The organism is Microbulbifer thermotolerans (genome assembly GCF_001617625.1).
GTDB classification, from domain to species: Bacteria; Pseudomonadota; Gammaproteobacteria; order Pseudomonadales; family Cellvibrionaceae; genus Microbulbifer; species Microbulbifer thermotolerans.
The window spans coordinates 2,756,858-2,782,909 of record NZ_CP014864.1; the positions used below are offsets into that span (position 1 = coordinate 2,756,858).

18 protein-coding genes are annotated in these 26,052 nt (G+C 58.4%); 6 read left to right on the plus strand and 12 right to left on the minus strand.

The window, feature by feature from the left end:
* The first annotated feature begins 237 nt into the window (after positions 1-237).
* On the plus strand, positions 238-1,389 hold the full coding sequence (locus A3224_RS11465; RefSeq protein WP_067154655.1) for an acyl-CoA desaturase: 1,152 nt from the start codon (positions 238-240) through the stop codon (positions 1,387-1,389).
* Between the two features lie 75 nt (positions 1,390-1,464).
* Here the strand turns inward: A3224_RS11465 and A3224_RS11470 are convergent, their stop codons facing one another.
* The 6 genes from A3224_RS11470 to A3224_RS11495 all read right to left on the minus strand — a co-directional run bounded on the left by A3224_RS11470 (position 1,465) and on the right by A3224_RS11495 (position 8,830).
* Positions 1,465-2,469 carry an alpha-L-glutamate ligase-like protein gene (locus A3224_RS11470; protein WP_067154658.1) on the minus strand — a complete coding sequence of 335 codons (1,005 nt, stop codon included), beginning with the start codon at positions 2,467-2,469 and terminating at the stop codon, positions 1,465-1,467.
* A 7-nt stretch (positions 2,470-2,476) separates the two neighbouring features.
* On the minus strand, positions 2,477-4,009 hold the full coding sequence (locus A3224_RS11475; protein ID WP_067154660.1) for a UUP1 family membrane protein: 1,533 nt from the start codon (positions 4,007-4,009) through the stop codon (positions 2,477-2,479).
* A 64-nt stretch (positions 4,010-4,073) separates the two neighbouring features.
* A complete protein-coding gene (locus tag A3224_RS11480; RefSeq protein ID WP_082817505.1) occupies positions 4,074-4,769 on the minus strand; it encodes an ATP-dependent zinc protease family protein in 696 nt (231 codons plus the stop codon).
* A gap of 252 nt (positions 4,770-5,021) precedes the next feature.
* Positions 5,022-5,342 (minus strand): YqcC family protein, encoded by a 321-nt coding sequence (locus tag A3224_RS11485; RefSeq protein ID WP_067154666.1) that lies wholly within the window; start codon positions 5,340-5,342, stop codon positions 5,022-5,024.
* Positions 5,343-5,416: 74 nt separating this feature from the next.
* Entirely contained in the window at positions 5,417-7,570 is a 2,154-nt protein-coding gene (dinG, locus tag A3224_RS11490; RefSeq protein ID WP_067154670.1) for an ATP-dependent DNA helicase DinG, read from the minus strand.
* A gap of 90 nt (positions 7,571-7,660) precedes the next feature.
* Positions 7,661-8,830: a 1-acyl-sn-glycerol-3-phosphate acyltransferase gene (locus A3224_RS11495; RefSeq protein WP_067154672.1), complete on the minus strand. Its 1,170-nt coding sequence runs from the start codon at positions 8,828-8,830 to the stop codon at positions 7,661-7,663.
* A 244-nt stretch (positions 8,831-9,074) separates the two neighbouring features.
* On the opposite strand from A3224_RS11495, the gene nhaC reads away from it, so the two are divergent.
* The gene (gene nhaC, locus A3224_RS11500) at positions 9,075-10,541 is read left to right on the plus strand and encodes a Na+/H+ antiporter NhaC (protein WP_067154675.1); all 1,467 of its coding nucleotides are present in this window, start codon (positions 9,075-9,077) and stop codon (positions 10,539-10,541) included.
* Positions 10,542-10,678: 137 nt separating this feature from the next.
* Here the strand turns inward: nhaC and A3224_RS11505 are convergent, their stop codons facing one another.
* Complete coding sequence (locus A3224_RS11505) at positions 10,679-12,577, minus strand: hypothetical protein (protein ID WP_067154678.1); 1,899 nt, start codon at positions 12,575-12,577, stop codon at positions 10,679-10,681.
* A 700-nt stretch (positions 12,578-13,277) separates the two neighbouring features.
* Between A3224_RS11505 and A3224_RS11510 the strand changes: the two genes are divergently transcribed.
* The 3 genes from A3224_RS11510 (at position 13,278) to A3224_RS11520 (ending at position 16,444) form a co-directional block, all read left to right on the plus strand.
* On the plus strand, positions 13,278-13,472 hold the full coding sequence (locus tag A3224_RS11510) for a hypothetical protein (RefSeq protein ID WP_067154681.1): 195 nt from the start codon (positions 13,278-13,280) through the stop codon (positions 13,470-13,472).
* Between the two features lie 243 nt (positions 13,473-13,715).
* Positions 13,716-15,338 carry a glucose-6-phosphate isomerase gene (gene pgi, locus A3224_RS11515; RefSeq protein ID WP_067154684.1) on the plus strand — a complete coding sequence of 541 codons (1,623 nt, stop codon included), beginning with the start codon at positions 13,716-13,718 and terminating at the stop codon, positions 15,336-15,338.
* Positions 15,339-15,535: 197 nt separating this feature from the next.
* Entirely contained in the window at positions 15,536-16,444 is a 909-nt protein-coding gene (locus tag A3224_RS11520; protein WP_231902370.1) for a bestrophin family protein, read from the plus strand.
* A gap of 273 nt (positions 16,445-16,717) precedes the next feature.
* Here the strand turns inward: A3224_RS11520 and A3224_RS11525 are convergent, their stop codons facing one another.
* From A3224_RS11525 to sbcB, 4 genes are all read right to left on the minus strand, one after another.
* Positions 16,718-17,476 (minus strand): slipin family protein, encoded by a 759-nt coding sequence (locus A3224_RS11525; RefSeq protein ID WP_067154690.1) that lies wholly within the window; start codon positions 17,474-17,476, stop codon positions 16,718-16,720.
* Between the two features lie 263 nt (positions 17,477-17,739).
* Positions 17,740-19,164 carry an NfeD family protein gene (locus A3224_RS11530; RefSeq protein WP_067154693.1) on the minus strand — a complete coding sequence of 475 codons (1,425 nt, stop codon included), beginning with the start codon at positions 19,162-19,164 and terminating at the stop codon, positions 17,740-17,742.
* Positions 19,165-19,525: 361 nt separating this feature from the next.
* Positions 19,526-20,548, minus strand: a complete 1,023-nt coding sequence (locus tag A3224_RS11535; protein ID WP_067154696.1) for an aspartate carbamoyltransferase — start codon at positions 20,546-20,548, stop codon at positions 19,526-19,528.
* A gap of 398 nt (positions 20,549-20,946) precedes the next feature.
* Positions 20,947-22,374, minus strand: a complete 1,428-nt coding sequence (sbcB, locus tag A3224_RS11540) for an exodeoxyribonuclease I (RefSeq protein WP_067154698.1) — start codon at positions 22,372-22,374, stop codon at positions 20,947-20,949.
* Positions 22,375-22,513: 139 nt separating this feature from the next.
* On the opposite strand from sbcB, the gene argS reads away from it, so the two are divergent.
* Positions 22,514-24,250 (plus strand): arginine--tRNA ligase, encoded by a 1,737-nt coding sequence (gene argS / locus A3224_RS11545; RefSeq protein ID WP_067154702.1) that lies wholly within the window; start codon positions 22,514-22,516, stop codon positions 24,248-24,250.
* Positions 24,251-24,299: 49 nt separating this feature from the next.
* Here argS and A3224_RS11550 read toward each other — a convergent pair whose 3' ends face one another.
* Complete coding sequence (locus A3224_RS11550; protein WP_067154704.1) at positions 24,300-26,015, minus strand: diguanylate cyclase; 1,716 nt, start codon at positions 26,013-26,015, stop codon at positions 24,300-24,302.
* Between the last annotated feature and the right edge of the window lie 37 nt (positions 26,016-26,052).

Consider the following 26,052-nt stretch of genomic DNA (forward strand, 5'->3'; position numbering starts at 1 on the left):
CCAGTGGCGGAAATTTGGCGAAGCTTGAACCAACAAGGTTCGATATATGGCGCCAACGCACCATAAATTGGCATAGGCGGACTCACTTCCCAAAACCACCCCTTCAAAGGTGCCTGGCACCTGCCGATGGGTTAGCATTCCCCCCTGATGATAAAAACCCAAATACCCGACCAATCGGTCTCAACCTACAATGTCCCACCTGACAACTTCACAGTAGCGTTCAACAAAGGTCGTACTATGAATGCAGTTTCCAAGACCCCTCCACGACTGTGGGTCACCACTTTGCTGTTTTCCAGCACCGCGCTGGCAGCGCTGATCCTGGTTCCCCTGTACGGTATCTTCCACGGCTATCACTGGTACCAGTGGCTGGCCTTTGCCGTCTACGGCGCGCTCTGTGGCTTTTCTATTACCGCCGGCTATCACCGCCTCTGGTCACACCGCACCTATGAGGCGCACTGGTCCCTGCGCCTAATATTCGCCCTCTTCGGCGCCGCAACACTACAAAACAGCATCCTGATCTGGGCATCCGGACACCGCCGTCATCACCGCCACGTGGACGACAACGACCGAGATCCCTACTCCGCCAAGCGCGGCTTCTGGTTCTCCCATATCGGCTGGATGCTGCGGGATTACCCAAGCGGCAAGGTGGATTTCAGCAATGCCAAGGATCTGCAGCGGGACAAGATCGTGATGTGGCAGCACAACCACTACATTCCGATTACTCTGGCCATGAACCTGGGCCTGCCACTCCTCGCCGGCTGGCTCACCGGTGACATCATCGGCATGTTGCTGCTCGCCGGCGTACTGCGGATCGTGGTCAACCACCACACCACTTTCTTTATCAACTCCCTGGCGCATATGTGGGGCCGCCGTCCCTATACCGACGAAAATACCGCGCGGGATAACGATCTGTTGGCCTTCTTTACTTTCGGGGAGGGCTACCACAACTACCACCACATATTCCAGACCGACTACCGCAACGGCATCCGCTGGTATCAGTGGGATCCCACCAAATGGCTGATCAAAACCGCGAGCTGGCTCGGGTTGGCGCGCAATCTGAAAACGGTGCCCACAATACGCATCCAGCGGGCAATTCTGACCATGCAGTTCAAGCGCGCAGAGCAGAAGCTACAACAATCCAGCCATAAAGAGCGGTGGCGCAGGGTGCTGGAAAAGGAGGCACAGGACTTTGCCGCGGCCCTGGCCGAATGGAAAGAGCTGCAATCCCGCCGCTATGAAAACGCGCGCGAGCGGCTGCTGGCAAAATGGGAGTCCGCGGCCATCCGCACCCGGGTCAAAGAGCTGGAGTACAGCCTAAACATGCAGCGCAAGCGCCTGCAAATCATGATGGAGCAGTTCCATCTCTGCCCAGTCAGCGCAACCCAATGATCGCCGGTTGAACCAAATAAAAAAGGGCGAACATTTGTTCGCCCTTTTTTATTTTTTGCCTCCTGGTGGAATTCCCTACCAGCCACTGCCCGCAGCGAACTGGCGCATGGCGTAATCCACCCGTTCGTCCACATTTTTTTCCAGTTGTTCCAGATCAAAGTCCTCGATGTGGCGCAGCCGCTTACCCAGACCTACACCGTTAGCGACCTGTATCGCCAACCCTGGGCGGGCGTTAGCTTCCAACAGAAGCGGTCCGCGGTTACGGTCCAACACTATGTCGCAACCGAGATAGCCCAACCCCGTCATTTCGTAGCAACTGGCAGCCAGCCGCACCAGATCCCGCCAGCCGGGCACCTCCAACTTATCGAAAGGCATTAAGGTGTCCGGATGCTTGTCGATACGCAGGCCACGCTGAACTGCGTGGCAACTGCGCCCGGTGGCGAGATCTATCCCCACCCCGACAGCCCCCTGGTGCAGATTGGCCTTGCCGTCGGAGTCGTGTGTGGAGCAGCGCAGCATTGCCATCACTGGAAAGCCGCGGAAAACGATCACACGGATATCCGGTACACCTTCGAAGGAGTAGTTGTCGAACACCGGATCAAAATCCACCAACGCCTCGATCATCACCCGGTCTGGCTTGCCGCCAAGGCTATAAAGACCGCTGTGGATATTGCTGACATGACGCAGTATGTCGAGTGCCGTCACCTCTGCGCCGGATGGTTTCACATATTGGTCACCATTGCGGCCAGTAATCACCAGAATGCCTTTACCACCGGAGCCACGCGCTGGCTTGATCACAAATTGCCACAGTGGCTCGATTACCTCCATAACCCGCGCACGGCTCGGCTGGGTCTCAAAGGCGGCGATCAGTTCCGGCGATGGAATACCACAGCGCTTGGCTGCGCGTTTGGTGTTCAGCTTGTCATCGACGATGGGGTATTTGCTTCTGTCGTTGTAGCGGGCGATATAGTGCACATTGCGCGCATTCATACCCAACACCCCCATGCGGCGCAGCGCCAGTGGAGACACAATGCCGCCGCGCAGTTTGGCAATCAGGTGCTTTGCGGAAAAACCCTGCATCGGTGACTCACCTCACCAATTGGCGGAAGCGCATCAGCTCGCCGAGCCGATAGCCGGTATAGTTGCCGATCACCAGAATTAGCGCCAGCAGTACCAACAGCAATTCCGGGAAATTGAACGTCCAGTGCTCGATATAGCGGTTGGTCATCACCCACCACGCCAACACCGCCACCAACAGGCTGCCGCCCGCTTGCACCACCACTTCGTAGGGGCCGTCCTCCTCCCAGACGATGGACATGCGCTCGATAGTCCAGGCGAGAATAACCATTGGGAAGAAAGTCACCGTCAGCGCCTGCTCGATTCCCAGCTTATAGCTGACAACACTGATGGCCCCCATCAGTATCACCACCGTAACCACCACGGCGGCGATTCTCGCCACCAGCAACAGATTGAGGCGGCTCAGGTAAAAGCGCACCCAGAGGCCAAGCACCAAAATCAGTACGAAAATTGCCAGCCCGGTAAAGAGTTGCGTTTCGATAAAGGCAATGGCGAGCAACACCGGCATAAAAGTGCCCGAAGTGCGCAGGCCGACGAAAACACGCAGAACGACCACCACCAACGCCCCCACCGGCACCAGCAGTATCAGCTTGAAGATACTCTGCTGTTCAATCGGCAGGGTGTAAATGGAAAAGTCCACCAGCGCCTCTTTTTCCTTGCTGGTTTTAAGCATGGACACATCCCGCGCCGGTACGTCGTTGGCGATGACGGAGAAGGTCACCTGGGAGTTGCGCCCACCCTCCACATCCAGCAGGCTCTTTCCACCGCGCTGCCAGATAAAGAAGTTCTTCGGCACGCCCGGCGAGCCACTGACGGGCTCAAAAACCACCCAGCGTTTGCCATCGTAGATTTCCAGTAGATCCTCGGGGGCCAGGCGACGGCGGTCATCCTCCAGGTAGAGGCCGCGGATGCGGTGCGCGGGGATTTCCGCCACCGCCAGTACCAGCAGGGCCACGTCCACCAGGGACTTGTCTTTGTAATAACCAAAGATCAGGTTGCGATCCTGATTTCCGGTGTCGCCGAGGGCCGTGAGCAACTGGGTGGTAAAAGTCTCAGTATCCGAGGAGCGCTCGCGGGCAAAGTCCACCAGCGAATAGATGGCCAGGCGCACGGCCTCTTGCTCGCGGGCGCCGAGGAAGGGCTTCTGCACCTCGGTGGAGAGATCCAACGGCTGTTCCAGCGGCGCCCCAGGCGTTTGATGGACGTCCAACTGATAGAAGAGAGACTGGCGCCCCGCGGCGGTGCGGCGGGACCAGATAGCGCGGTATTCATCATCCTGCTGGATGATATTGAAACCGTAGCCGGAGGAACTGAAGGACTCCCCCAGCACCTCCATATTGCGCTGTTCCCGCGGGAGGGTGAGCGCCGCTTTGACCGGGCCGCCGTCGGCGTCGAAGCTCACCTTGGCCTCGATGGTCCAGACGGTGCGGTATTCACCGGGCAACAGGGGAAAACCCAGTTCGCGATTTTTGTAGATAGTAAGACCGATGCCCATCAGGGCGAGAAGTACTGCGAGAATATAAACCTGAGCGCGTGGCGACATCCGCCATTCCCCATAGTGTTGCGGGTGCCGCACTAATGCGGCACCGGGCGTTCTTCATTCAAGGCTACTTGCCGACCGGAACTTTCGGCGCCCCTTGGACATTGCGTCTGCTCACATCCACCACCGCTGCATCTTTGAGGAAATTGCGACCGATCAGCAGAAGGAAATCGGAATTGCCCCTATCGGTCAAATTGACTTCGACCATGTGCGTGACATCGCCGATGGTCAGATTCATTTCCACGACCGGGCGCCGCTGACTCTCGAAGCCGGGGCGCGCCACGCGCATATAGCGCTTGACCGGCAGCTCTATGGTCACCGGCGCATCGCCTTCAGCGCTGTCGGAGGGGATCAGCTTAAACCGCACCCACTCCTTGCCGTCGCGCTCGAAAGGGGTCAGATCCCTGGCGTTCAGGGAGGAGGTGGACGAGCCGGTATCAATCACCGAGTCCAAAGAGAGGCCACCGGGCTCTATGGAAACCGTCTCGACGGTGCCGAGTACCAGCTTGTCCTTGGCCACAGGTACTTCGACCACTTTCTCGAAGTGCCGTTCGATGACCCTTTCGACTACCTTGACCTCAGGCTCGGCGCAGACCACTTCGACAGGCTCGGGGCACTGAAGGGCCTCTTCAGCGGCGGGGACAGCAGCCGCTTCAGCGGGCTCCGTCTCCGGCGGCTTACCCAGCCACGGAAACTGCAACGACTCGCAACCGGCCAGCAACTGGGTTGCCAGCAACACGCATAAGAGGGAAAAAGTCCGCATTCTTGTTACTACCTTGTGGCTTTGCAGCCGCCCCTGGGTATTCCGGTTGTCCGTATTTTTGTCACCCGGAGAGTCCCGCCCCCGCGGCGTGCAAATGCGGGATATTAACGCATCCCTCCGGTCACTGAACAGCGACGGCCCCAGATACCGCTCGATGTCCGCTTGTGGACGGGAGGCGGGACCTTATCTTCATGACAGAAACAAAACTGTGACCGATTCAACAGAGCGGACCGCCAACTGATTCCATTGCGCTCAGCCCCGCTGCAGCCGGCCGTCGAGTTCGGCCAGTCGCTCGACCAGTTTCCCCCCCGCGTCGCCGCGAAAGTACTCTTCAGCCATGGGGGCAATACCGCACTGACGGGGCAGCGGCAGCTCCCGCTCTATCAACTGCCGCATGCGCGGCAGGAATATGAATTGCAGCCACTGCGGCAGGGTGAGGGTATCCACACAAAAAGGCTCTGTGCTCGCCAGCGCTTCCGCGGAGGGCGGCTGCGCGGCCCAGAGGTCCAGACGGCGCATTTCCGCCTCAATCAGCAACAGCTGCTCGGCGACTTCGCTGTAAATGCGTTCCATAACCAATACTCGATGTGCGTTCATTGTAGGTGCGGACAGCCGCACTAACGAAAAACGGCCACGCGCACTCTGGATTACTCTATGCGCCGCGTAAACGGCGGCAGGGAGTCCAATATCGCGCGGCCGTAACGGCGGGTGACGACGCGCCTGTCCAGCAATGTGACAGTACCGCTATCGGCCTCTGTGCGCAGCAGACGGCCGCAGGCCTGCACCAGTTTCAGCGCCGCGTCCGGCACGGTGATCTGCATAAACGGATTGCCGCCACGCGCTTCTATCCACTCCGCCAGGGCCGCCTCAATGGGGTCGTCGGGCACCGCGAAGGGCAACTTGGCAATCACCACGTGGCGGCAGTAGTCCCCGGGCAGATCCAGCCCCTCGGCGAAGCTGGCCAGACCGAAAAGCACGCTGCTGCCGCCACCGTCGACAATGTCCCTGTGTGTTTCCAACAGCTGTTGGCGCGATCTCTGCCCCTGCATGAGAATGCGGTTGCGCCAGGTACCGGGCAGCGCCTCATAGACGGTCTCCATCTGCCGCCGAGAGGAAAAAAGCACCAGCGCGCCGCCGTCTCCCTGCAGCAGATCCGGCAGGGTGTCGATCACCGCGTTTGTATGCGCGTCAGCATCGCCGGCATCCACCGCGCAAGCGGGCACCCTCAGCACCGCGCGGGAAAAATCAAAGGGGCTGGGCACCACTTGGTAGCTGGCATTGTCCGGCGTACCGGCGCGCAACTTCAGGCGGTCGAACTTACCGAGCGCTGTCAGGGTCGCAGAGGTCAGCACGGCGCCATAGCAGCGCCGCCACAAACTGTACTCCAGTGTGCGCGCGGCCAGTATGGGGGAGCTACACACTTCAAAATCGTGCGACCCGCCCCAATCCACCAGGGTCACCCAGCGCGCCTGGGGCAGTGCGCCATCCGCGTCCGGCCTCGCGTAGTTGGCCCACAATTGCAGGTTGGCCTCCGCCCGCCCGTACCAACTGCCCAGCTGCGGATACCAGCGCTCCAGGTCAACCGCGGGCACTGGCGAGTGCGGATCCTCCAGCAGTTTTTGCGCCGCCTGCAACATTTTGCCCAACAGGGATTCCAGTTCATCGAAATCTTCACGCAGCTTTTCCGCCAGCTGCATCATGGGTTCCGGCACCACACCACCCTCGAAACGGTGCCGGGCACTGGCGCCGGAATAACTGCTGCCGCCATCGGCTTCAAACTCGCACAAGTCCTCGATCAGCGGCCACATCTGCTCCAGCCCCTGCTTGGCGGACGTAAGCACCGCCGGCAGCTGCTCACCACAGCGGTCTATATCACCGCCATCACCTATCTCACCGAGCATCTGTCCCAGGCTTTTGTTGGCCTGTTCCAGCCAGCCACTGGAGGCGCCGACGCGACTGTGGTGGGAGAAGTGGTTTAACGCCTTGTCCGGCAGGTGGTGGGCCTCGTCAAGCACATAAATCGTCTCTTCCGGAGGCGGCAGTATGGCGCCGCCGCCCAAAGCCAGATCCGCCAGCAACAGGTCGTGGTTAGCCACGATCACCTGCGCCTTGCCAAGGCTGTCGCGGGCGCGGAAGAAACTGCAATTGCCCACGTGGGGGCAGCGGCGGCCGCTGCATTGGCGATGATCGGTGGTGATGCGGCTCCAATCTTCCGCATCCAGGGTCTCGGGCCAGTTATCGCGGTCGCCGTCCCAGGTACCAGTGGCGAGTTTGTCGGCCATTTCCCGGTAGAGAAGCACAGTGTCTTCTCCCAACAGCGGCTGCTCGTCACCGTAGAGGCTGAGAGTCACACCTGTGCCACTGGCACTGAAACCGGAAAGCAGTTGGTCCAGTTTGGACAGACACAAGTACCGCCCGCGCCCCTTGGCCAGAATGAAATCGAACTCCAGGCCGCTGTGGCGCGCCACCTCGGGCAAATCTTTGTTGATGATCTGCTCCTGGAGCGCCACCGTTGCGGTGGATACCACCAGAGTTTTACCCCGCGCCTGGGCCAGGGGAATGGAAGCCAGCAAATACGCCACCGTCTTGCCGGTGCCAGTGCCCGCTTCGACCACACAGATATGATCGCCGTCGCTCTGGCCACTGTCCCGCTCGCCGCTCGCATTCTGGCGGATTGCGCCCAGGGTACGCGCGATCGCCGCCACCATCAGCTTCTGCCCGTAGCGGGCCCTGAGGCCGCGGCTGGCGAGAAACTGACTGTAGGCGGATTGAATGGCTTTTTTGTGTTGGTCGCTTAGCAAAGGGGAAATCTGACTGAGTGCGAAGTAATAGGCGCGGGATTGTAACCGAAAACGCGCCGGCTACTCTCCCGTTGGCGCCTATTCTCCACACTATTCGTATGCGAGGCGGGAAACCACTGGATTCGCATAGCCCTGGATCGCCTTGTCGCGCCAGCGCTCGTCGATGTTTTCCATGCGCTCTTCAAACTTGCGCCGCGTCTCTTCGTGCTCGCGGGGATTCCAGGGGGTGGCCGGATAGCCCACCGGCAAGTCCGGCGCTTCACCGTAAACCATCTGATAAGCGATGAGATTGGTCGGGTGCAACACGTAGTTGCCGATAATCTGCCGGTCTATCTCCTCCGCCAGCGCGGTGACATCGTGAAAATCATCTTCAATCGGTGTGCCGAATGCGGCGTGCACATGCCCCTTCTGCCCCACCACGCCCTTGGCGATGGAGCCCAGGTCCTCGTGCTTGCCCTTGCGGTATTCTTCCTTGCGCTCAGTGAAATAAAGCTCCCTCGCTTTCTGCGCGTCACAGGGGTCCCACTCATAGGAAATGGTCAGAGGCACGATATGCAGCTGGCGCCAGAAGTCCGCAAAGGAGGTCTGCTTGTCCTTGGACATGGCAAACATGGCCGCCAGTGCCGGATTGGTGCGGTCCAGACCGTCCTTGGCACGCCCGGAGCGCTGTGCGATCCACACGTGCTCGTTGTCATTGACGATGGAGTGGTAAATGTAATTGGACAGCTGGGTGGCGGCCTGCAGCTTCTCACGGCGTGTGCCTGCCTTGCGCTTGACGGTGAAGCACTTGTTCAGCTTCATGATGTCGGTGGCAAACTGCTTGGTGAGCAGGTTGTCGCCAATGGCGATACGCGCCGTTTCATGCCCCTCCTTGAACATGGCGACAATGGATAGCGCCGGATCCATGGCGATGTCCCGGTGGTTGCTCACAAACAGACAGGCGCGGTCGCGCGGCAGATTATGCAGGCCGGAAATAGTGAATTCGGAGGTGGTGCGGCGCACCACCAAATCCATGTATTTTTCCACCACTTCCTGCACGCCGCGCACATCCCGTGCCTTGCGGAACTCGAAACGCAAAAACTGGCGCACCAGCCAGGCCACGGGACCTTCCAGCCTGGCCAGTTTGGGCAGCAGCAGGTGGGCTACTGCGTGGGACATCTCCGGGTCGGCGATCAGCCGGTCCAGCACCTGGCGCACCTCATCGTCCCGGTAAGGACGAATATCTTCGAATTGAGCGGGATCCAACTCGCTTGCTCTCATGAAATCACTACCCGCCGGACCGCAGCGCGGGGCCCGGACTCATTCTTGCTTATTGTGGACATGACCTCTTGCCCGGTCGGGCTCGGCCGGCGCAGAACATACCGGAAGCGCGGGCGAACTGCCAGCGCCGCGCTCGACCAGCCGGTGTAGACACGCGGCACATCAGCCGGGAGAATAGACCGCTTTCCCCCGTCGCCGACGGCAACAAGAACGATAATGAACAGCTGTAGACCTGGAGTTCACCTTGAGTCAGACCAGTTCCAACCCCGACATTCGCAAAGCCAGCCTCACTGATGCCCTGGTTCCCCTGGGCCTGCTGATCGCCCTACTTTCTCTGTCGGTGTACTTCTACGGTGCCGACTCCTCCTACGGCCCCAATCAGATCGCCCTGTTGCTCAGTGCCGGCGTGGTGGCACTGATGGGCATGAAAAACGGCCACAGCTGGAGTGATATGGAAGGGGGCATGTTGCACGGCATCGGACTGGTGTTCGGCGCCATCCTGATACTGCTCGCCGTGGGCGCGCTGATCGGCAGTTGGATCCTGGCGGGCACTGTGCCTTCGATGATCTACTTCGGAGTGCAGATTCTCTCGCCGCAGTGGTTTTACGCCGCCAGCTGCCTTATCTGCGCCATCGTCGGCCTCAGCATCGGTTCCAGCTGGACCACCGCCGGCACCCTCGGCGTGGCGCTCATGGGTATCTCCGGCGCCCTCGGCCTGAACCCGGCCATTACCGCAGGTGCAGTGATCTCCGGCGCCTACTTCGGCGACAAGATGTCGCCCCTGTCCGACACTACCAATGTGGCCGCGGCGGTCACTTCCAACGACCTGTTCCTGCACATCCGCCACATGCTGTGGACCACCATGCCGGCATTTCTCGCCGCCCTGATTATCTTCTCCGTTTTCGGCTTCACCGCCGATACCGGCAGCGTATCAGCGACCGACATTGAACAGCTGCTGGCGGCGCTGCGGGAGGAGTTCAATATATCCCTTGTCAGCCTAATTCCGCTGGCGCTGCTGCTGATAATGGCCTGGCGCAAGATTCCCGCCTACCCGACACTGATCATCGGCTCCCTGGTGGGCTGCGCCATCGGACTGATCTTTGAGCCGGAAACCGCGCGCCGCCTAGGCGGTGGGGACAGCTTCCTCGCAGCCATCAAGGGCGCCTGGTACAGCCTTTTCGACGGTTACAAATCCACCTCAAGCAACGAAAACGTCGCTGAACTGCTCTCCAAGGGGGGGATGAGCAGCATGCTCAACACGGTATGGCTGATCATCTCCGCCATGGCCTTTGGCGGCGCCATGGAGCGCGCCGGCTTCCTGCAGGTGATCGTCGACTGGACTCTGTCACGGGTAAAAACCGTCGGCGGTCTGGTGACTGCGACAGTATTTACCTGCTTCGGCATGAACGCCGCTGCGGGAGACCAATACATGGCCATCATTATTCCCGGGCGCATGTTCCGCGATGCTTTCGCCGACAAGGGGCTGCACGGACTGAACCTGTCGCGCACGTTGGAAGACTCGGGCACCATCACTTCCGTGCTGATCCCCTGGAACACCTGCGGCGCCTATATGAGCGCGACACTGGGTGTGGCCACCTTTGCCTATGCGCCCTACGCCCTGTTCAATCTAATCTGCCCGCTGTTGGCGATCACCTACGGCTGGTTCCATTTCAAGCAGATGCCGCTCTCTCCAGCAACTTCACAACGGTGAAAAGAGATTGGGGAAAAGCCTGAGCCGCCGGAGACATAGGAATCGAAGCTCCTCTATCGGCACTGCTCCAGGTGACCCTTAAAATAATGAAGGCCGCGACGCGGCCCTCATTGTGTGTACTGCCAGACTGCCCTACCTCACTCGTTGGACTCGCCCTCCCAGCGGCTGATTTGCTCCCGCTTTGGATCCTGAACCGGGTCGGCCTCCAATGCGGTCGGCTGCTGGGGCGCGACCAGCCCCTGCGCCGCCATATCGCCGGCGCGGCGCGCTTCCTGCTCCCGGCGGATGTAATCCAGCCGCTGCTCCTGATCTATCTGCTTGTCACTCTGAATCTCCTCGTGGCGCTGGCGGAAGGCATTTTCCAGATCGCCTATCACGCTATTAATAAAACCATCACAGGCATTGAGGGACAGCAAGTAACGGGGCTGTTCCAGATTATTTTGACCCGACACCGCAAAGGTCGAGCTCACGGCCTCAGCGGCCAGCGCAAAATAGGTGGCATCGAAACTGAATACATCCTGCTCACTGGAAGCACTGTGTCGGTCTGCACCCCGGAAATGCGTGGTGTGCATCACGGTTCCTTCACAATGGAAGTCGATCAGGTTGGACTTAAAGAATACCTCCGCCCAGAACAAGTGACAGATGCGGGCCAGAGTGCGGCCGAAACCCAACAACAGCAAACTGGCAAGCAGCAGAGCCACAGTGCCGCCCACTGGGATCAAAAACAGCTCAATGTGCGCTTGCGGATTCGTAAGAGGGCTGTTTTCCATCCCCAGAAGCGCGGCGTGGTCCAGCCCCCGGTTCGCTACCCACAAGAAGATCAACGCCCCGATCAACAGAAACACCTGCGCCAGCACAGTGCCAGTAATCCGGGCCCAGCGCAGAGAACCCGGCTCTTTCAATTCTTCCGCCACCGGCTGGATTTCCACCAACAGGTCTCCATTGAACTGCTCGTTCTCCCGGTTTGCCTGGCCGGTGTCGTTGCTGTCCTGATAAATGCGATTTGGAAGCTCCTGCTGGCGCTTGTCCATCAGCACCAAGTCTCTCAGGGTCGTGAAAATCTGGCGCGGATGCAGATCGTAGCGCCAGCTCGCATTGCGCTCCGAGCTGGCGGTATCGATGGCAACCATTCCAATCCGGGCCCGGATCAATAAAACGGTAATAACTGCGACGGCGAGAGCCCCTATCACTGTCAACACCAGCAGTGAACCGGTATGAAACATCGCCTCCAGCTGTGGCAAGAATTGCGCGAGTTCAGCCTTAACCCCCCAAGATACGCCGTTCCAAAGCTGAGCCAGCAAGATAGGCACCACGATGGCACCGATAACCATCATCGTCAGCCCTTTTCTATTGGTGCCGTGCAGCTTCCCCAGATTCTCTGGCGCCAGCGGATTGCCGAGCCTTGCCCACACCAAACCGAGATACACCAACAACACAAACTGCAGCATCAGGGAAACTACGACACTACCTGTCTCTCCCGTTTCCTGACTGCTGAAGACCATGGTGAGTACTAAGCTGGCTACCGCGAAGGCGACCAAGGCCACCAGGCTCTTGGCGACTTTCAGGGCCAGATTCTGAGCCATGTTGCGCATCGGCCAAGGAGTAACAATCAGGTTTGGGAAAATAGAATGAACGGCCCGACCGAACCAGCCCACAGGTTCTACGAAAGTGGGATTGCTTTTGCTCATCAACATATTGTGCAGAGAGCGAGCAGAATAGAGTGTCGGTTCATTTTCATTGACCGCTTCCCGGGCCACATTGCGGGCCAGTGAAGCTGGCGCCGCCCGGCCAACGAAGAAACGCATGACTTGAAACAAACCACCACCCAGCGCCTTCAAGCCACCTGCGACAAAGAGTGCACCGATCACCAGGTTCACCCAAGCATGCAACTTATTTTCAGAAAGCACAGACTGAATGCCCAACAGCAGGTAGACACCAACGCCAACTAGCACAAGCCCCCGCGCAGATCGAATCATCCCCTCAAAGCGGAAGGGATTGCGGATGTTGAGTTTCTGAGCCCCGTATTCAAAAGCCATAAATCGCCAGCCTTATATTGGAGTAAATTCGACTAAATCGAGCATTTTATTCCATCCCTAAAGGGCCAGCAAACAAAAGTACTATCGTGCAAACTCGATAAGCCCACCAAGCACAAGAAAAGTTACACGTGTAACCTTGTCGCAAATGGCATAGCGATGAAGAAAGCCCCCGCACCTTATATTTAGACTGGCCCACCCGCTTTCTGGAGCTTTCCACCCAGCTTTAGAGTTCCCGATAAGGAACCTCTGATTAATTCATGGAAGTGCTGCAATTAGTTCCGAGCCGCTCAGCCTATCATCTGAGCTTCTCATCTGGCCTCGAAGTATCTTTACCACCGGGAAGCGAATTAATCGGAGGCTCCATAGGCTTCAAGACGAATTAATCAGAGGCCACCCTGGGCAATCGGCGCAGTCCCTTCAACCGCGGCCGGATATTTTTATTTTGCCGCGAAAAAAATCTGCTGCCCCGCAATAGCCCTGCGATTGAATTGGCAGAAGAGTCGCTAAATCTAGGTAATGCCGTGCGACAAACTGGCACAAGATTTATCCAGACTTCACCACTGGCAGCTATTTAAACCGTGCGCCTATTACACTCCATTGGGCGGTACCTTTGTAGAAAAGACTTTTACAAAGCAGACCAAACAGGTGACGTTTTGTTGGCTATGCTAATAGCTAATCATCAACGGAAAGGAGTTAGGGGATGAATTTCACTCCAGCCAAGTACTTAATGGGAATTATCAGTGCACTGATTCTGGCGGGCTGCTGTGCGGCGCCTGTGCCACCGGCAGCCTGCCCTCCGGGCTCTGAGCAAATTCCAATGTCCATGGCCTGCCCCGCGGACGCGGATTGTTGGATGGCTTCCGACACCGTGCGCTGCATGAAAGTGGTCAAATAAGACTATTTTCGAGCAGGACCAGTGTGGTGATTCATACTAAATGAGGCTTGCCTAAAAGGATCGCAAGCCTCATTTCGTATGAATCACCACACAAATCACCACTTTTAGAAGCGATATTTGCACTCTAAACCCTCCTCAACAGCCCCGCATCACATCTGGCCCACCGCATAAAATCCCGTTAGGATTGGCCCCTTCGTCCGTGACGGACAACCGCCTCCTAGATGTAGTAACCTCAAAAACACCATGACAAGCGAAGCCCTAACCTCTAGTCACACCACTGCCATTGCGCACCTCAATTCCCACCAGCAACAGCACAAATGGTCTCTGCGGGACCTGTTCGCCAGCGACAACCAGCGGGCCCAACGCTTCAGCGCCGAGGCAGCCGGCATCTATCTGGACTACAGCAAAAACCACCTGCGCGACGACACCCTCCAGCTACTGCTGAATTACGCCGAGCAGATAGATTTACCGGAACAAATCCAGGCCCTGCTCAGCGGAGCCGCGATCAACAACACGGAACACCGGCCCGCCCTACACAGTGCCCTGCGCTTTCAAGGAGAGCCCCAGACAGAGCACGAACAAGCAGTGGCGGATTGCCGCGAGCAGATGCGGAAATTCACTGAACAGATTCACAGTGGCAACTGGCGCGGCTTCACGGGCAAGCGCATTGAGCACATTGTCAATATCGGCATTGGCGGCTCCGATCTGGGGCCGCGCATGGTAGTTGAAGCACTGCGCCCCTGGCAGAAAGACGATATCTCCGTACACTTCGTGGCCAATATCGACGGCGCCGATCTGAGTGACACCATTGCCAAACTGCCAGCGGAAAACACTCTGTTTATCGTTGCCTCCAAGTCCTTCTCCACCCTGGAAACCCGCCAAAATGCCCTGTCCGCACGCCGGTGGATACTAGATGCCGGCTGCCCCGAGAGCGACCTGGCAAAGCATTTTGTCGCGGTGAGCAGCAATATTGTCGCCGCCCAGGACTTCGGCATAGCCGCGGAAAATATCTTCCCCATGTGGGATTGGGTGGGCGGCCGCTACTCCCTGTGGTCCGCTATTGGACTCCCGATCGCACTGGCCTGCGGCTACGAAACTTTTGAGGCGCTGTTGACCGGCGCCCACGCAATGGATACGCATTTTGCCAGTGCGCCCCTGGGCGAAAACCTGCCGGTACTACTCGCACTGATCCACTTCTGGTATCGCCAGTGCTGGGGTGCCGGCAGTCAGGTGATACTCCCCTACGCCCGCCGACTGGCACAATTTCCCGCCTGGATGCAGCAGTTGGATATGGAGAGCCTGGGCAAGGGAGTCACCCGAGAGGGACAGTTTCTGTCCTACCCGAGTGGCAGTGTTATCTGGGGCACTGAAGGCAGCAACGGCCAGCACTCTTTCCACCAGCTGCTGCACCAGGGCACCGATCTGATTCCGGCGGACTTTATCGCAGTCAAGGAACCCACTTCGGAGCTGCGCGAACAACACCAATGGCTACTGTCCTGCTGTATCAGCCAGAGCCAGGCACTGCTGCGCGGCAAAAGCCTGCACGAAGCCCGACAGGAACTGGAAGAACAGGGCCACACCCATCGCGAGGCCCAGGCCTTGGCGCCGCATAAAGTGGTACCAGGTAATCGCCCGAGCAACACCCTGATTATCGAGCGCCTGGACCCACACCACCTGGGCGCACTGCTGGCGCTCTACGAGCACAAAGTATTCACGCACGGCTGTCTGCTGGGCATCAATCCCTTCGATCAGTGGGGTGTCGAACTGGGCAAACTGCTCGGGGCACGTATCCACGAAGCGATCGGCAAAACAGCACCGGAAGACTGGGACAGCTCGACGCAAACCCTGTTGGAAAAACTTTTCTAAGGAACCTCTGATTAATTCATGTGAGCGCTGTAGTTAATTTCTGGACGCCCAGAGTTAGCTACCGCGCTCGCACGAATTAATCATAAATACCCTACACCATCGACGGCCGATAATGCCGGGCCGTTTCTGTAGAGGGCTACAGGATTTAGAGCCCCCCTTCTCTCCACGTAATTCACTGCTCGAGGTCATCTGTGATTGTGCGCGGCAAGCCGGGTTTCCTGGCACTTTTCTTTGTCTACCACGGCTCGATCATTCCCCGTGTGATACCGCAAATTCTGCTGGTAGCGTTACTGTCGTCGGTAGTGGTCTGGGTGCATCTAAAATTTCCTTCCCTGTTTCCGCAACTAAACACGGCTTCGTTCGGATTTATTGGTATCGCTTTGTCTCTGTACCTGGGGTTTCGCAACAACGCCTGCTACGACCGCTGGTGGGAAGGGCGTAGGCTCTGGGGGCAGTTACTTTTCGAAGGTCGCAGCTTACTTCGCCTCGGTCTCAGTTATGGAGGGGGGCAATCCGCACTCCATCGCCACATAGTCCAGTGTCTGATGGCGTTTACCGATTGCCTGCGCGATCAATTGCGCAATCAGGACCCTATGCCGAAAGTCCGTCGATGGCTATCCGCGGCTGACTGCGCAACAGTCGATCAAGCGGTTAATCGCCCTGATCGAATTCTCCAGCTAATTGGCGAGCAAATTGCGCTAGAAGTCAGCAAAGGTGCCATAGACTCGGTCACTGCGCGCAATTTCGAGCAACGGCTGGTGGCGCTAAGTGCGGTTCAGGCCGGCTGTGAACGCATCTTCAATACACCAATACCCTTTGCTTACATGTTGCTGGTACACAGGGTCTGCTATATCTACTGTTTTCTACTCCCGTTCGGATTGGTGGCCGACAGCGGTCTGGCGACACCACTGCTTACAGCAATCGTGGCCTACGCGTTTTTTGGTCTGGACGAGCTCAGCTGCGATCTGGAGCAACCCTTTGCCATTAACGACAACGGCCTTGCCTTGAATGCGCTGACCCGTACTCTGGAAAGAGAATGCCTGCAAACCCTTGGAGAACACCCCCTGCCTCCCCCCGTGGCGAGTCACAACTATCGCCTGAATTGACCCAGAGAACCCTGATGAATTCATGTGCGTGCTGTAGCTGGTTTTGGGGCGCTCAGGCAATAGGGCGGAAATTTCGAAAACGCACGAGTACTTCCCTGTAGCTCCGACGGATACATCCCTGTATCCGACGGTTTCGAAATATCCGTCCTATCACCTGAGCTTCACATCCGCCCGCGAAGAGCCTCTGCCACCAGGAAATGAATTAATCAGAGGCTCCTTAGGGATTCTCCAGCGGATTTGATGGTGCTAAATCCCAGAGCAGCGCTGCCGCTGTCAGGAATTTTTCTCTGCCAGTTTCACCAGCGGTTGCACCAGATCCAGTGGTAGGGGGAAGACGATAGTAGAGTTCTGCTCTCCGGCAATATCAATCAGTGTCTGCATGTAGCGCAGAGTGATTGCATTGGGACTTTTTGCCAGCTGCTCCGCAGCCAAGGTGAGTTTCTGCGCGGCCTGATACTCACCTTCCGCGTGGATCACTTTGGATCGACGCATACGCTCCGCTTCCGCCTGTCGGGCGATGGCTCGGATCATACTCTCGTCCAAATCAATGTGCTTGATCTCCACGTTAGTGACCTTCACTCCCCAAATATCGGTCTGCTCATCGAGGATCTTCTGAATATCCACGTTAAGCTTGTCCCGCTCGGAAAGCATTTCGTCCAACTCGTGTTTGCCCAGCACCGAACGCAGAGTGGTCTGTGACAATTGGCTCACCGCTTCGTGGAAATTCTCCACATTAATAATCGCCCTCTCCGGATCGACCACCCGGTAGTAAACCACCGCATTGACCTTGACCGAGACATTGTCGCGGCTGATGACATCCTGAGTGGGTACATCCATCACCACTACCCGCAGATCCACTCGCTCCATTGTTTGGATAACCGGGATAATGATGATCAGCCCCGGCCCTTTGACCGCCTGAAAGCGCCCGAGAAAAAACACCACCGCCCGCTCGTATTCGCGCATGATGCGCACGGCATACATCACCAGCAGCACTACCGCTGCAATCAACAGCCCCAAAAAATAACTGAACATCCTTTTTCTCCTTCCTTGCTTTAGGGAACCTCTGAATAATTCGTGTGGACACAATGGTAGGTTCCGGGGCGCTCAGGTAATAGGACGGATATTTCAAAAACGCACGAGTACTTCCCTGTAGCTCCGACGGATACCTCCCTGTATCCGACGGTTTCGAAATATCCGTCCTATCACCTGAGCTTCATATCCGCCCCAAATGAATTAATCAGAGGCTCCTTTAGAGAACCTCCGATCCATTCACTGTCGAGGTTCCAGTGGCCCCCTCAGCCGCTTTCTTCGGGTTCGACCTGCAGCAATAGCCCCTTTTGCGCCACAACCCGCACCCGCTGCCCCTGCCGCAAAGGCTGCGCGCAACTAGCCCGCCAGATTTCGCCGTTGAGGTGCACCAGTACGTCGCCGTCCTCGATATTGCTGACCACCGCGGCGCTTCCCACCAGCGCCTGATCCATGGCCGGGCGCGGCTTGCGCAGACTCTTGCCCACAGCCAACAATATGCCCAACATCGCCAGGCCACTGACGCCGGCGATAGCGCCAATCAATCCGCGCGATACTTGCATGCCGGGGACGTCGGTGTCGATCAGCATCACCGAGCCGATCACCAGCGCGATAATGCCGCCTATGCCCAGTGCGCCGAAGCTGGGCACAAAGACCTCCGCGACAATCAACGCCACACCGACGACAATCAGCGCTAGACCGGCGTAGTTGATTGGCAGTACCTGCAATGCATAGAACGCCAACAACAGACAGATAATGCCGATGATGCCGGGCACCAGGGCGCCGGGGTTATAGCCCTCGAAAATCAACCCATAGATACCGATCAGCAACAAAATATAGGCAATCTGCGGATTGGTGATCAGCGCCAGCAATTCGTTGCGCCAGTCCGGCCGGTAAGACTCCAGTGGCAGATCGGCGAGATCCGAAGACAGGGTGAGTGAGCCCTCATCCAAAATTACCTCGCGCCCGGCGGACTGTTTGATCAAGTCTTGTGTATTGTTGGCCACAATATCGATGACATTCTCTTCCAGGGCCTCGCTCGCGGTGAGAGTCGCGGCGTCCCGCACCGCTTTTTCCGCCCAGTCTGCGTTGCGCCCGTGGCGTTTGGCCAGGCCGCGGATAAAGGCCACCGAGTCATTGACGATCTTGCGCTGCATGGCGGTTCCGGAATCCGGTACCGCCTTTTTCCCGTTGCTGGCCGCGCCCTCTTCGCGCTCCTTGTCTTCTTTCCCGGCTGACTGGTCGCCGGGCTGCTCGCCGGGAGCGGGCTGCCCGGGCATACCGCCCATCTGCACTGGAGTGGCGGCGCCCAGGGTGGTGGCCGGTGTCATGGCAGCGATTTGACTGGCATAGAGAATATAGGTGCCGGCGCTGGCAGCCCGGGCACCTGCCGGATGCACATAGGTGGCGACAGGCACCGGGGAAGCGAGAATATGCTGAATAATGTCGCGGCTGGCGGCGTCCAGGCCACCGGGCGTGTCCATCTGGATCACGATCAATTGTGCACCCGCTTCTGCCGCTTCCTCCGTTGCCCGCACCAGATAGTCGGTAGTGGCGGGACCTATTGGCCCTTCAATGGAAAGCAGAGCAATATGGGGGCGGACTTGCTGCTGGCCGCCGGCGCCAGCGGCGATAAAAGCCACAAGCAGCAGCACGGCGACACTGAGACTCAATTTCGAAATCCATTTCGACATGGCATCCCTCCCGGATACGAGAGTGGCAACAGCTACAGCGTAACAGAAAACCCCGCAACCGGTTTCACATACGCCACCCCGCCGGGGGAGCGCAGGCGCGAGCTAGCCAGCCCGCGCGAGCTGACAGGGAGCACTCACCCGAACCTAGGGAACCTATGATTAATTCATTTCCTGGCGGCAGAGGTTCTTCCGGGGCGGATGTGAAGCTCAGGTGATAGGACGGATATTTCGAAACCGTCGGATACAAGAAGGTATCCGGCGGAGCTACAGGGAAGTACTCGTGCGTTTTCGAAATATCCGCCCTATTGCCTGAGCGCCCCGGAACCTACCATTGTGTTCATAATCAGAGGTTCCCTGGTGCTCAGAGGCTCTCCGGGTTGCGGCGACTGTGCCAGCGCACTTCGCGAGCGTAGTGATCGACCTTGCCCTCCACCCCCAGCAGCAGGGCGAAGAGCGCCATACGCACCAGCAGGCCGTTGTCCGTCTGGCGGAAGATAGCGAGGCTGGGATGCTCGTTGAGATCGGTGTCCAGTTCATTGGCCTCCGCGCGGGAATCTCTCGGCAGCGGATGCATAATCACGGTGTTCGGCTGCGCGTAGCGGGTAAAGATTTCCCGGTTCAGGCGGAAGCGACCGCGGTAGAGGTTGGCCTCTTCCTGGGAGGCGAAGCGCTCTTCCTGTATGCGGGTGGAGTAGACAATATCTACCTGAGATATCGCGCTTTCCAGCTGATCGGAAATCTTCACCTGGTGGCCCGCACTGCGCAGCTTTTCCACCACTGCTTCTGGCATTGCCAGCTCCGGCGGCGACACCAGTATGATCTGCACATTACTGAACAGGCAAAGCAGCTTGCACAGAGAATGCACCGTGCGCCCGTACTTGAGGTCGCCGATCATGGCGATGCGGAAGGCATCAAGGGAGCGGCCGTTGGCCTCCAATTCCTTGCGGATGGTGTAGAGATCCAGCAGCGCCTGAGTGGGATGCTCATTGGCACCGTCACCGCCATTAATTACGGGCACACGGCTGGCGGCGGCGAATTCCGCCACTGAGCCCTCTTGTGGGTGGCGCATACAGATAACGTCACTATAGCCGGACAGCACCCGCGCCGTATCGTAGAGGGATTCTCCCTTGGCCATGGCGCTGGCCTTGATGCCCACGGTTTCGCGCACAGTGCCGCCGAGCAAGTTGAAGGCCGCACCGAAACTGAGACGGGTCCGGGTACTCGGCTCCAGAAACATATTGCCAAGAATAGCCCCCTCCAGTACCCGGGTGACCCTTTCCCGGCGTGCATAAGGGGTCATTTTGTCTGCTACCTGGAAGACACGGTCAATATCGCCGCGTTCAAACTGGCTGACGGATAGGATATTGGCTCCGATAAAGTCCATTGTTACTCCGTTGGTTGCGCCCTGGGGCGCGAGTTTTTAGCGCAGGCATTTTACTCGCCCCCAGGTAAAGCGCCTAGGGAACCTCTGATTAATTCATTTGGGGCGGATATGAAGCCCAGGTGATAGGACGGATATTTCGAAACCGTCGGATACAGGGAGGTATCCGTCGGAGCTACAGGGAAGTACTCGTGCGTTTTCGAAATATCCGTCCTATTACCTGAGCGCCCCGGAACCTACCATTGTGTTCACACGAATTATTCAGAGGTTCCCTAGGGAACCTCTGATGAATTCACATAAGCGCTGTCACTGATTTTGGCGCGCCCGGCACCGGAGTTACGGTGTCAAAAGACGCGAACACATCCCGCAGCCTCCACTAAACCGGTAACGCCCCACTTCACTTATGCCAGCAGACTGTCGCCCCAGGCCTCCAGTTGGTCCAACAGCGCTACCTTGTCGGGAAACTGCTCGCGCAGTTCGGCAATCTGTTCGAAATAGGATTCCAAAGTGATACTGGCTCCCGCGGCGGGGTCGGTAAGGCGGCGGTAACGCCACTCCTGCCAGCGGCTTTGCTCCTCCGCAGACAGTGTCTCGGGAAAGTTGCGCGCTCGCAGGCGGAACAGTAATTCCGGTAGACGCTGATCGGCAAATGGCACCTCTGCCGCCAAAGCTTGGGGGCCGCGCTCGGCAAGGCCCCGGTGCAGCTCGCGGCAGAGATCCCGGTCGGCGTCGCTGAAGAAGCCGTCGTAGAGCCGGGCTTCTACGTCGCGCGGTGGAAATTCGCCATCCAGGAAAACCCGGTGTAATTTGTCCGTGAGATCTGCCGTCCGCAGTCGCTGCCAGTTGGCCTCGCTGGCGGCCTTGTCGATACCGAGTTCCCCCGCACGCCCATCGCCGAGCATATTGGCCGGCGCCAGTACCGGGCACTTATTCAGATGCACTAGCTTCAGTCCTACCGGCAGCTCGCCCTCTCCCAGCTGGTCGCGGGGGGTATAGAGGCGTTCGCGCAATGCCTCTGCATCCAGACTAAACAACGGCTCGGGGTCCATAGCCAGGTTGGCGACAATGACCGCGTTGCGGTTTACCGGGTGCATCGTCAGAGGGACTATGTAAGTCAGGTGGCCCTGAGATGCGGGCACCCTGCCGGAGATATGCAGCAGCGGCTTGCGGCTGCGAAGGTCGATCAGTTTCGCCGCCTCCTGCTTGCGCCGTAGCCGGTATACATAGTCATAGAGCTTCGGCTGTTTGGCCCGCACCAACTTCGCCATTTCGATGGTGGCGCGCACATCGGACAGGGCGTCGTGGGCCCCCTCGTGGGCAATACCGTTGGCAGCGGTCAGCTCCTCCAAACGGAACGACGGCACACCCGGCTCCCGCTGCGGCCACTCAATACCTTCGGGGCGCAGGGCATAGGTCAGGCGCACCATATCGATAATATCCCAGCGGCTGTTGCCGGAGCGCCACTCCCGCTCATAGGGATCGAGAAGATTGCGGTAGAGGGTGTGGCGGGTCACCTCGTCGTCGAAGCGCAGGCTGTTGTAGCCGACGCCGCAGGTACCTGGCGCACCCAATTCGGCGAGGATACGCTGGATAAATTCAATTTCCGGGACCCCTTCAGCCAGCGCCTTCTGCGGACTGATGCCGGTGACAAGGCTGGCCATCGGTTGCGGCAGGCAATCGCTGGACGGGCGGCAATAGAGCATCAGCGGGTCGCCGACAATATTCAGGTCCTCGTCGGTACGAATACCGGCGAATTGGGCGGGCTTATCCGCACCGGGATCCGTACCCCAAGTTTCGTAATCGTGCCAGTAAAGTGTGTTATTACTCACATTCCCCCCTGTTTGTGCCGCATCATAGCATCGGTGTGGGGAAAGAGTACCGGAGGAGCACGCCCCCCGGCCGGTTGCAAAGCCGCCGCCCTCCATTAAAATCCCGCGATTCCACGAATTACAGCAGCAGCTCCTATCTATGAATATTCGCCAACTTCTCTCCGACAAGTTCCAGGCCGCTATGATCTCCGCCGGTATCCCCGAAGACTGTGGCCCCGTAGTGGCCCCTGCAAAAAAGGCGGGTTTCGGCGACTACCAGGCGAACGGCGCCATGGCCGCAGCCAAGCGTATGGGCACCAATCCGCGAGAGCTGGCGGGCAAAATCCTCGAGCACCTGGACAAAGGTGAGATGATCGAAAAGGTCGAGATCGCCGGCCCCGGTTTTCTCAATATTCATTTGAGCCAAGCGTGGCTGGCGGAGCAGCTGGCTGCAGCGGAAAAAGACCCGCGCCTGAATATCGCCCCAGCGGCGGAACCTCAGACGGTGGTAATTGATTACTCCCACCCCAACCTGGCCAAGGAGATGCACGTCGGCCACCTGCGCTCCACCATTATCGGCGACGCCCTGGCGCGGCTGCTGGAATTCCAAGGCCACAAGGTAATTCGTCAGAATCATATGGGCGACTGGGGAACCCAGTTCGGGATGCTGCTGGCACACCTGTCTGACAAGCTGGAGAACAGCGACGCAGAAGTGGCCCTGGCCGACCTGGAAGCCTTTTACCGCGAGGCCAAAGTGCGCTTCGACGACGAGGAAGGCTTTGCCGACCGCGCGCGCGAATATGTGGTGAAACTGCAGGGCGGCGACCCCGAATGCCTGAAGCTGTGGCAGCAATTTATCGATATCTCCATCAGCCACAGCGAGGAGATCTACGAAAAGCTGAACGTTACTCTAAAGCGCAGCGATGTCTACGGCGAGAGCCAGTACAACGACGACCTGCCGGTACTGGTCAAAGAGCTGCTCGACCGCGGCATCGCAGTCGAAGACCAGGGGGCGATTGTCGTTTTCCTGGAGGAGATGGCTGACAAAGAGGGCAACCCCAGCCCGATGATTATCCAGAAAAAAGGCGGCGGCTACCTTTACGCTACCACCGACCTGGCCGCAATCCGTTACCGGGCCAACAAGCTCCAGGCGGATCGCATCCTCTATGTGGTTGACGCACGTCAGTCCCTGCACTTGCAGCAGGCCTTTACCGCCTCCCGCAAAGCCGCCTTCCTGCCGGAAAACGTCACTCTGGAGCACTGTGCCTTCGGCACCATGATGGGCGACGATGGCAAACCCTTCAAAACCCGCACCGGCGGCACCGTCAAACTGGCCGCCCTGCTGGACGAAGCCGTAGAGCGCGCATCGAACCTGGTGGCGGAGAAAAACCCCGACCTGGACCCGGCCACCCGTGCGGAAATTGCCCGCAAGGTGGGCATAGGCGCGGTCAAATACGCCGATCTGAGCAAGACCCGTACTAACGACTACGTTTTCAGCTGGGAAGCCATGCTCAGCTTCGAGGGCAACACGGCTCCCTACCTGCAGTACGCCTACACCCGCGTGCGCAGCATCTTCCGCCGCGCCGGTGTGGAGCCTAGCGAGCTGAAGGGCGAAATACATCTTGAGACCGCCGAAGAACGCACTCTGGCGATCAAACTGTGCCAGTTTGGCGAAGTGCTGGATCAGGTGGCCAAAGACACCTTTCCACACGTGCTCTGCACCTACCTCTACGACCTGGCCAGCGCCTATATGGCCTTCTACGAAGCTTGTCCGGTACTGAAAGAAGGTGTGAGTGAAGCACAGAAACAGAGCCGCCTGCAGCTGTGCAATCTGGTAGCGCGCACCATCGCCACCGGACTGGACCTGCTGGGCATCGAGGTGATGGAGCAAATGTAATCCCCCCGCGGCTGTACCTGGCACTCCCGTACAGCCGCACCTCCCGGGGTCAGTCGCCGGAGTCGGCGGCGACAACCTCTCCTATCGGCCGCTCCGCGCAGGCTTCCGCCAACTGCTCGATGCCCGGTAGATCCGCCGTGTAGAGCTGGTATTTGTTCTTGCCGCGGTACTTGGCGTGATACATGGCGATATCGGCTTTCTCGAGAATGGTCTCCAATGTCGTGCCGTGCTCCGGAATGGCGACAACGCCAATACTCAATGTAACCCGTACCATTTCGTCGCCAATGCGCACCGGCTCGGCAACCACTTTCAACATTTTCTCCGCCAGCGTGCGATAGGTGCCATCCGCTGGCAGAGAGCGCACGAAGACGCAAAACTCATCCCCACCCAGACGCGCGACAATATCGCCAAAGCGCATCACACTCACCAGCCGCTGGGCCACCACCCGCAGCAAGTCATCGCCGCCCTGGTGGCCGAGGGAATCGTTCACCTGCTTGAAGTTGTCCAGGTCGACGAAAAACAGGTAGGCGGTGCCCTCGATGAAGTCGCCACAGTGCAGATATTTATTCAGCTCCTCGCTGATATTGTGGCGGTTGGCCAGCCCCGTCAGAGTGTCGTACATGGCGATCCGCTCCAGCTCCGCCGTATTCTGCGACACGATTTCTTTCATCACTTCCAACTGGTCGCACACCGCAAGACCGGTGGAATCCAGCACATCGATTTCGTCAAACCGGGAACTGTGTTTGGCCACAGGCCGTATCAAACTGCGGGCGGCGTCAAACTTGCCCTCGCTCAGCAAGGGCAGCGCCTCCGCCAGGCGCCGCAGCCGCAGTATCGGCCGCCACAAGACACTGGTAACCACAATCGTGAACATAGCGGCACCAAGCGCCGAGAACACTATCAGCACCCTGAGGGAATTGCCGATATGTTCAACCTGGTCCGAAACGTCATCGACAATGACAAAGCGGGCCCCGCGATCGCCGTCCCCCGGAACAGGCATGGTTTTCACATCGAAATGACGCCCTTCGAAGGGGTGGCTTTTTGAGTACTGCAGCCCGGGCAATTCCTCCTGCTCTGCGGCTACCCGGTGCAATAGCGGCAGAAGGATTTCCTGGGAAGTAAGTGCGATCACCTCCCGCTCCCAGTTTTCCAGATAGTCGCCGGGATGCTGAGCGGGAGCGCCGCGGACTTCGGCAACAATGCCGATGTCCGATCCAGTGATCTCCCGGAAAGCGAGCAGCAGCCCGGCAAGCGAGCGGTCCAACTGCAACACATATTCCCTGCCGCCCCCCACTGCCACCGGTACCGCCAGACTTTGCACACAAATGCGCGCGCAGTGGATGCTTTCCAGGGACTGGCCGCTGATGATCACTTCGCGGACCTGTTCCGGTGCCAATTGGCGGGCGGACTCTCCCCAAACCATCGGCGGGCGCCGGTCATTCGCGTACAATTTCAGGGATTCCAGGCCCCAGCTGGCTCGCAGATATTCCCAGCGGCGATCGAACAGCCGCTGCATGGTTTCCACGTCGCCGGAATCTCCTTCCCGCCCCACTGCCACAAGATCTGCGAGCTGAAGAAGATCCTTCCGCGACTGCTGCAACAACCAGGACACCTGGTACTGGTAAGTGAGGTAACGGTCGTTGCGACTCTTTTCCAGCAGCGATTGCAGACTGCTGTTGCCCAGCAGAATAAAGAACAGGCACATCGCCACAATTAGCAAGAGTGAAAAGACGCAGGCCTTTACCCGCAAACTGTGTAACTGCATTTCCTTTGCTACCCCACAGAAAAGACTGGGATCAACT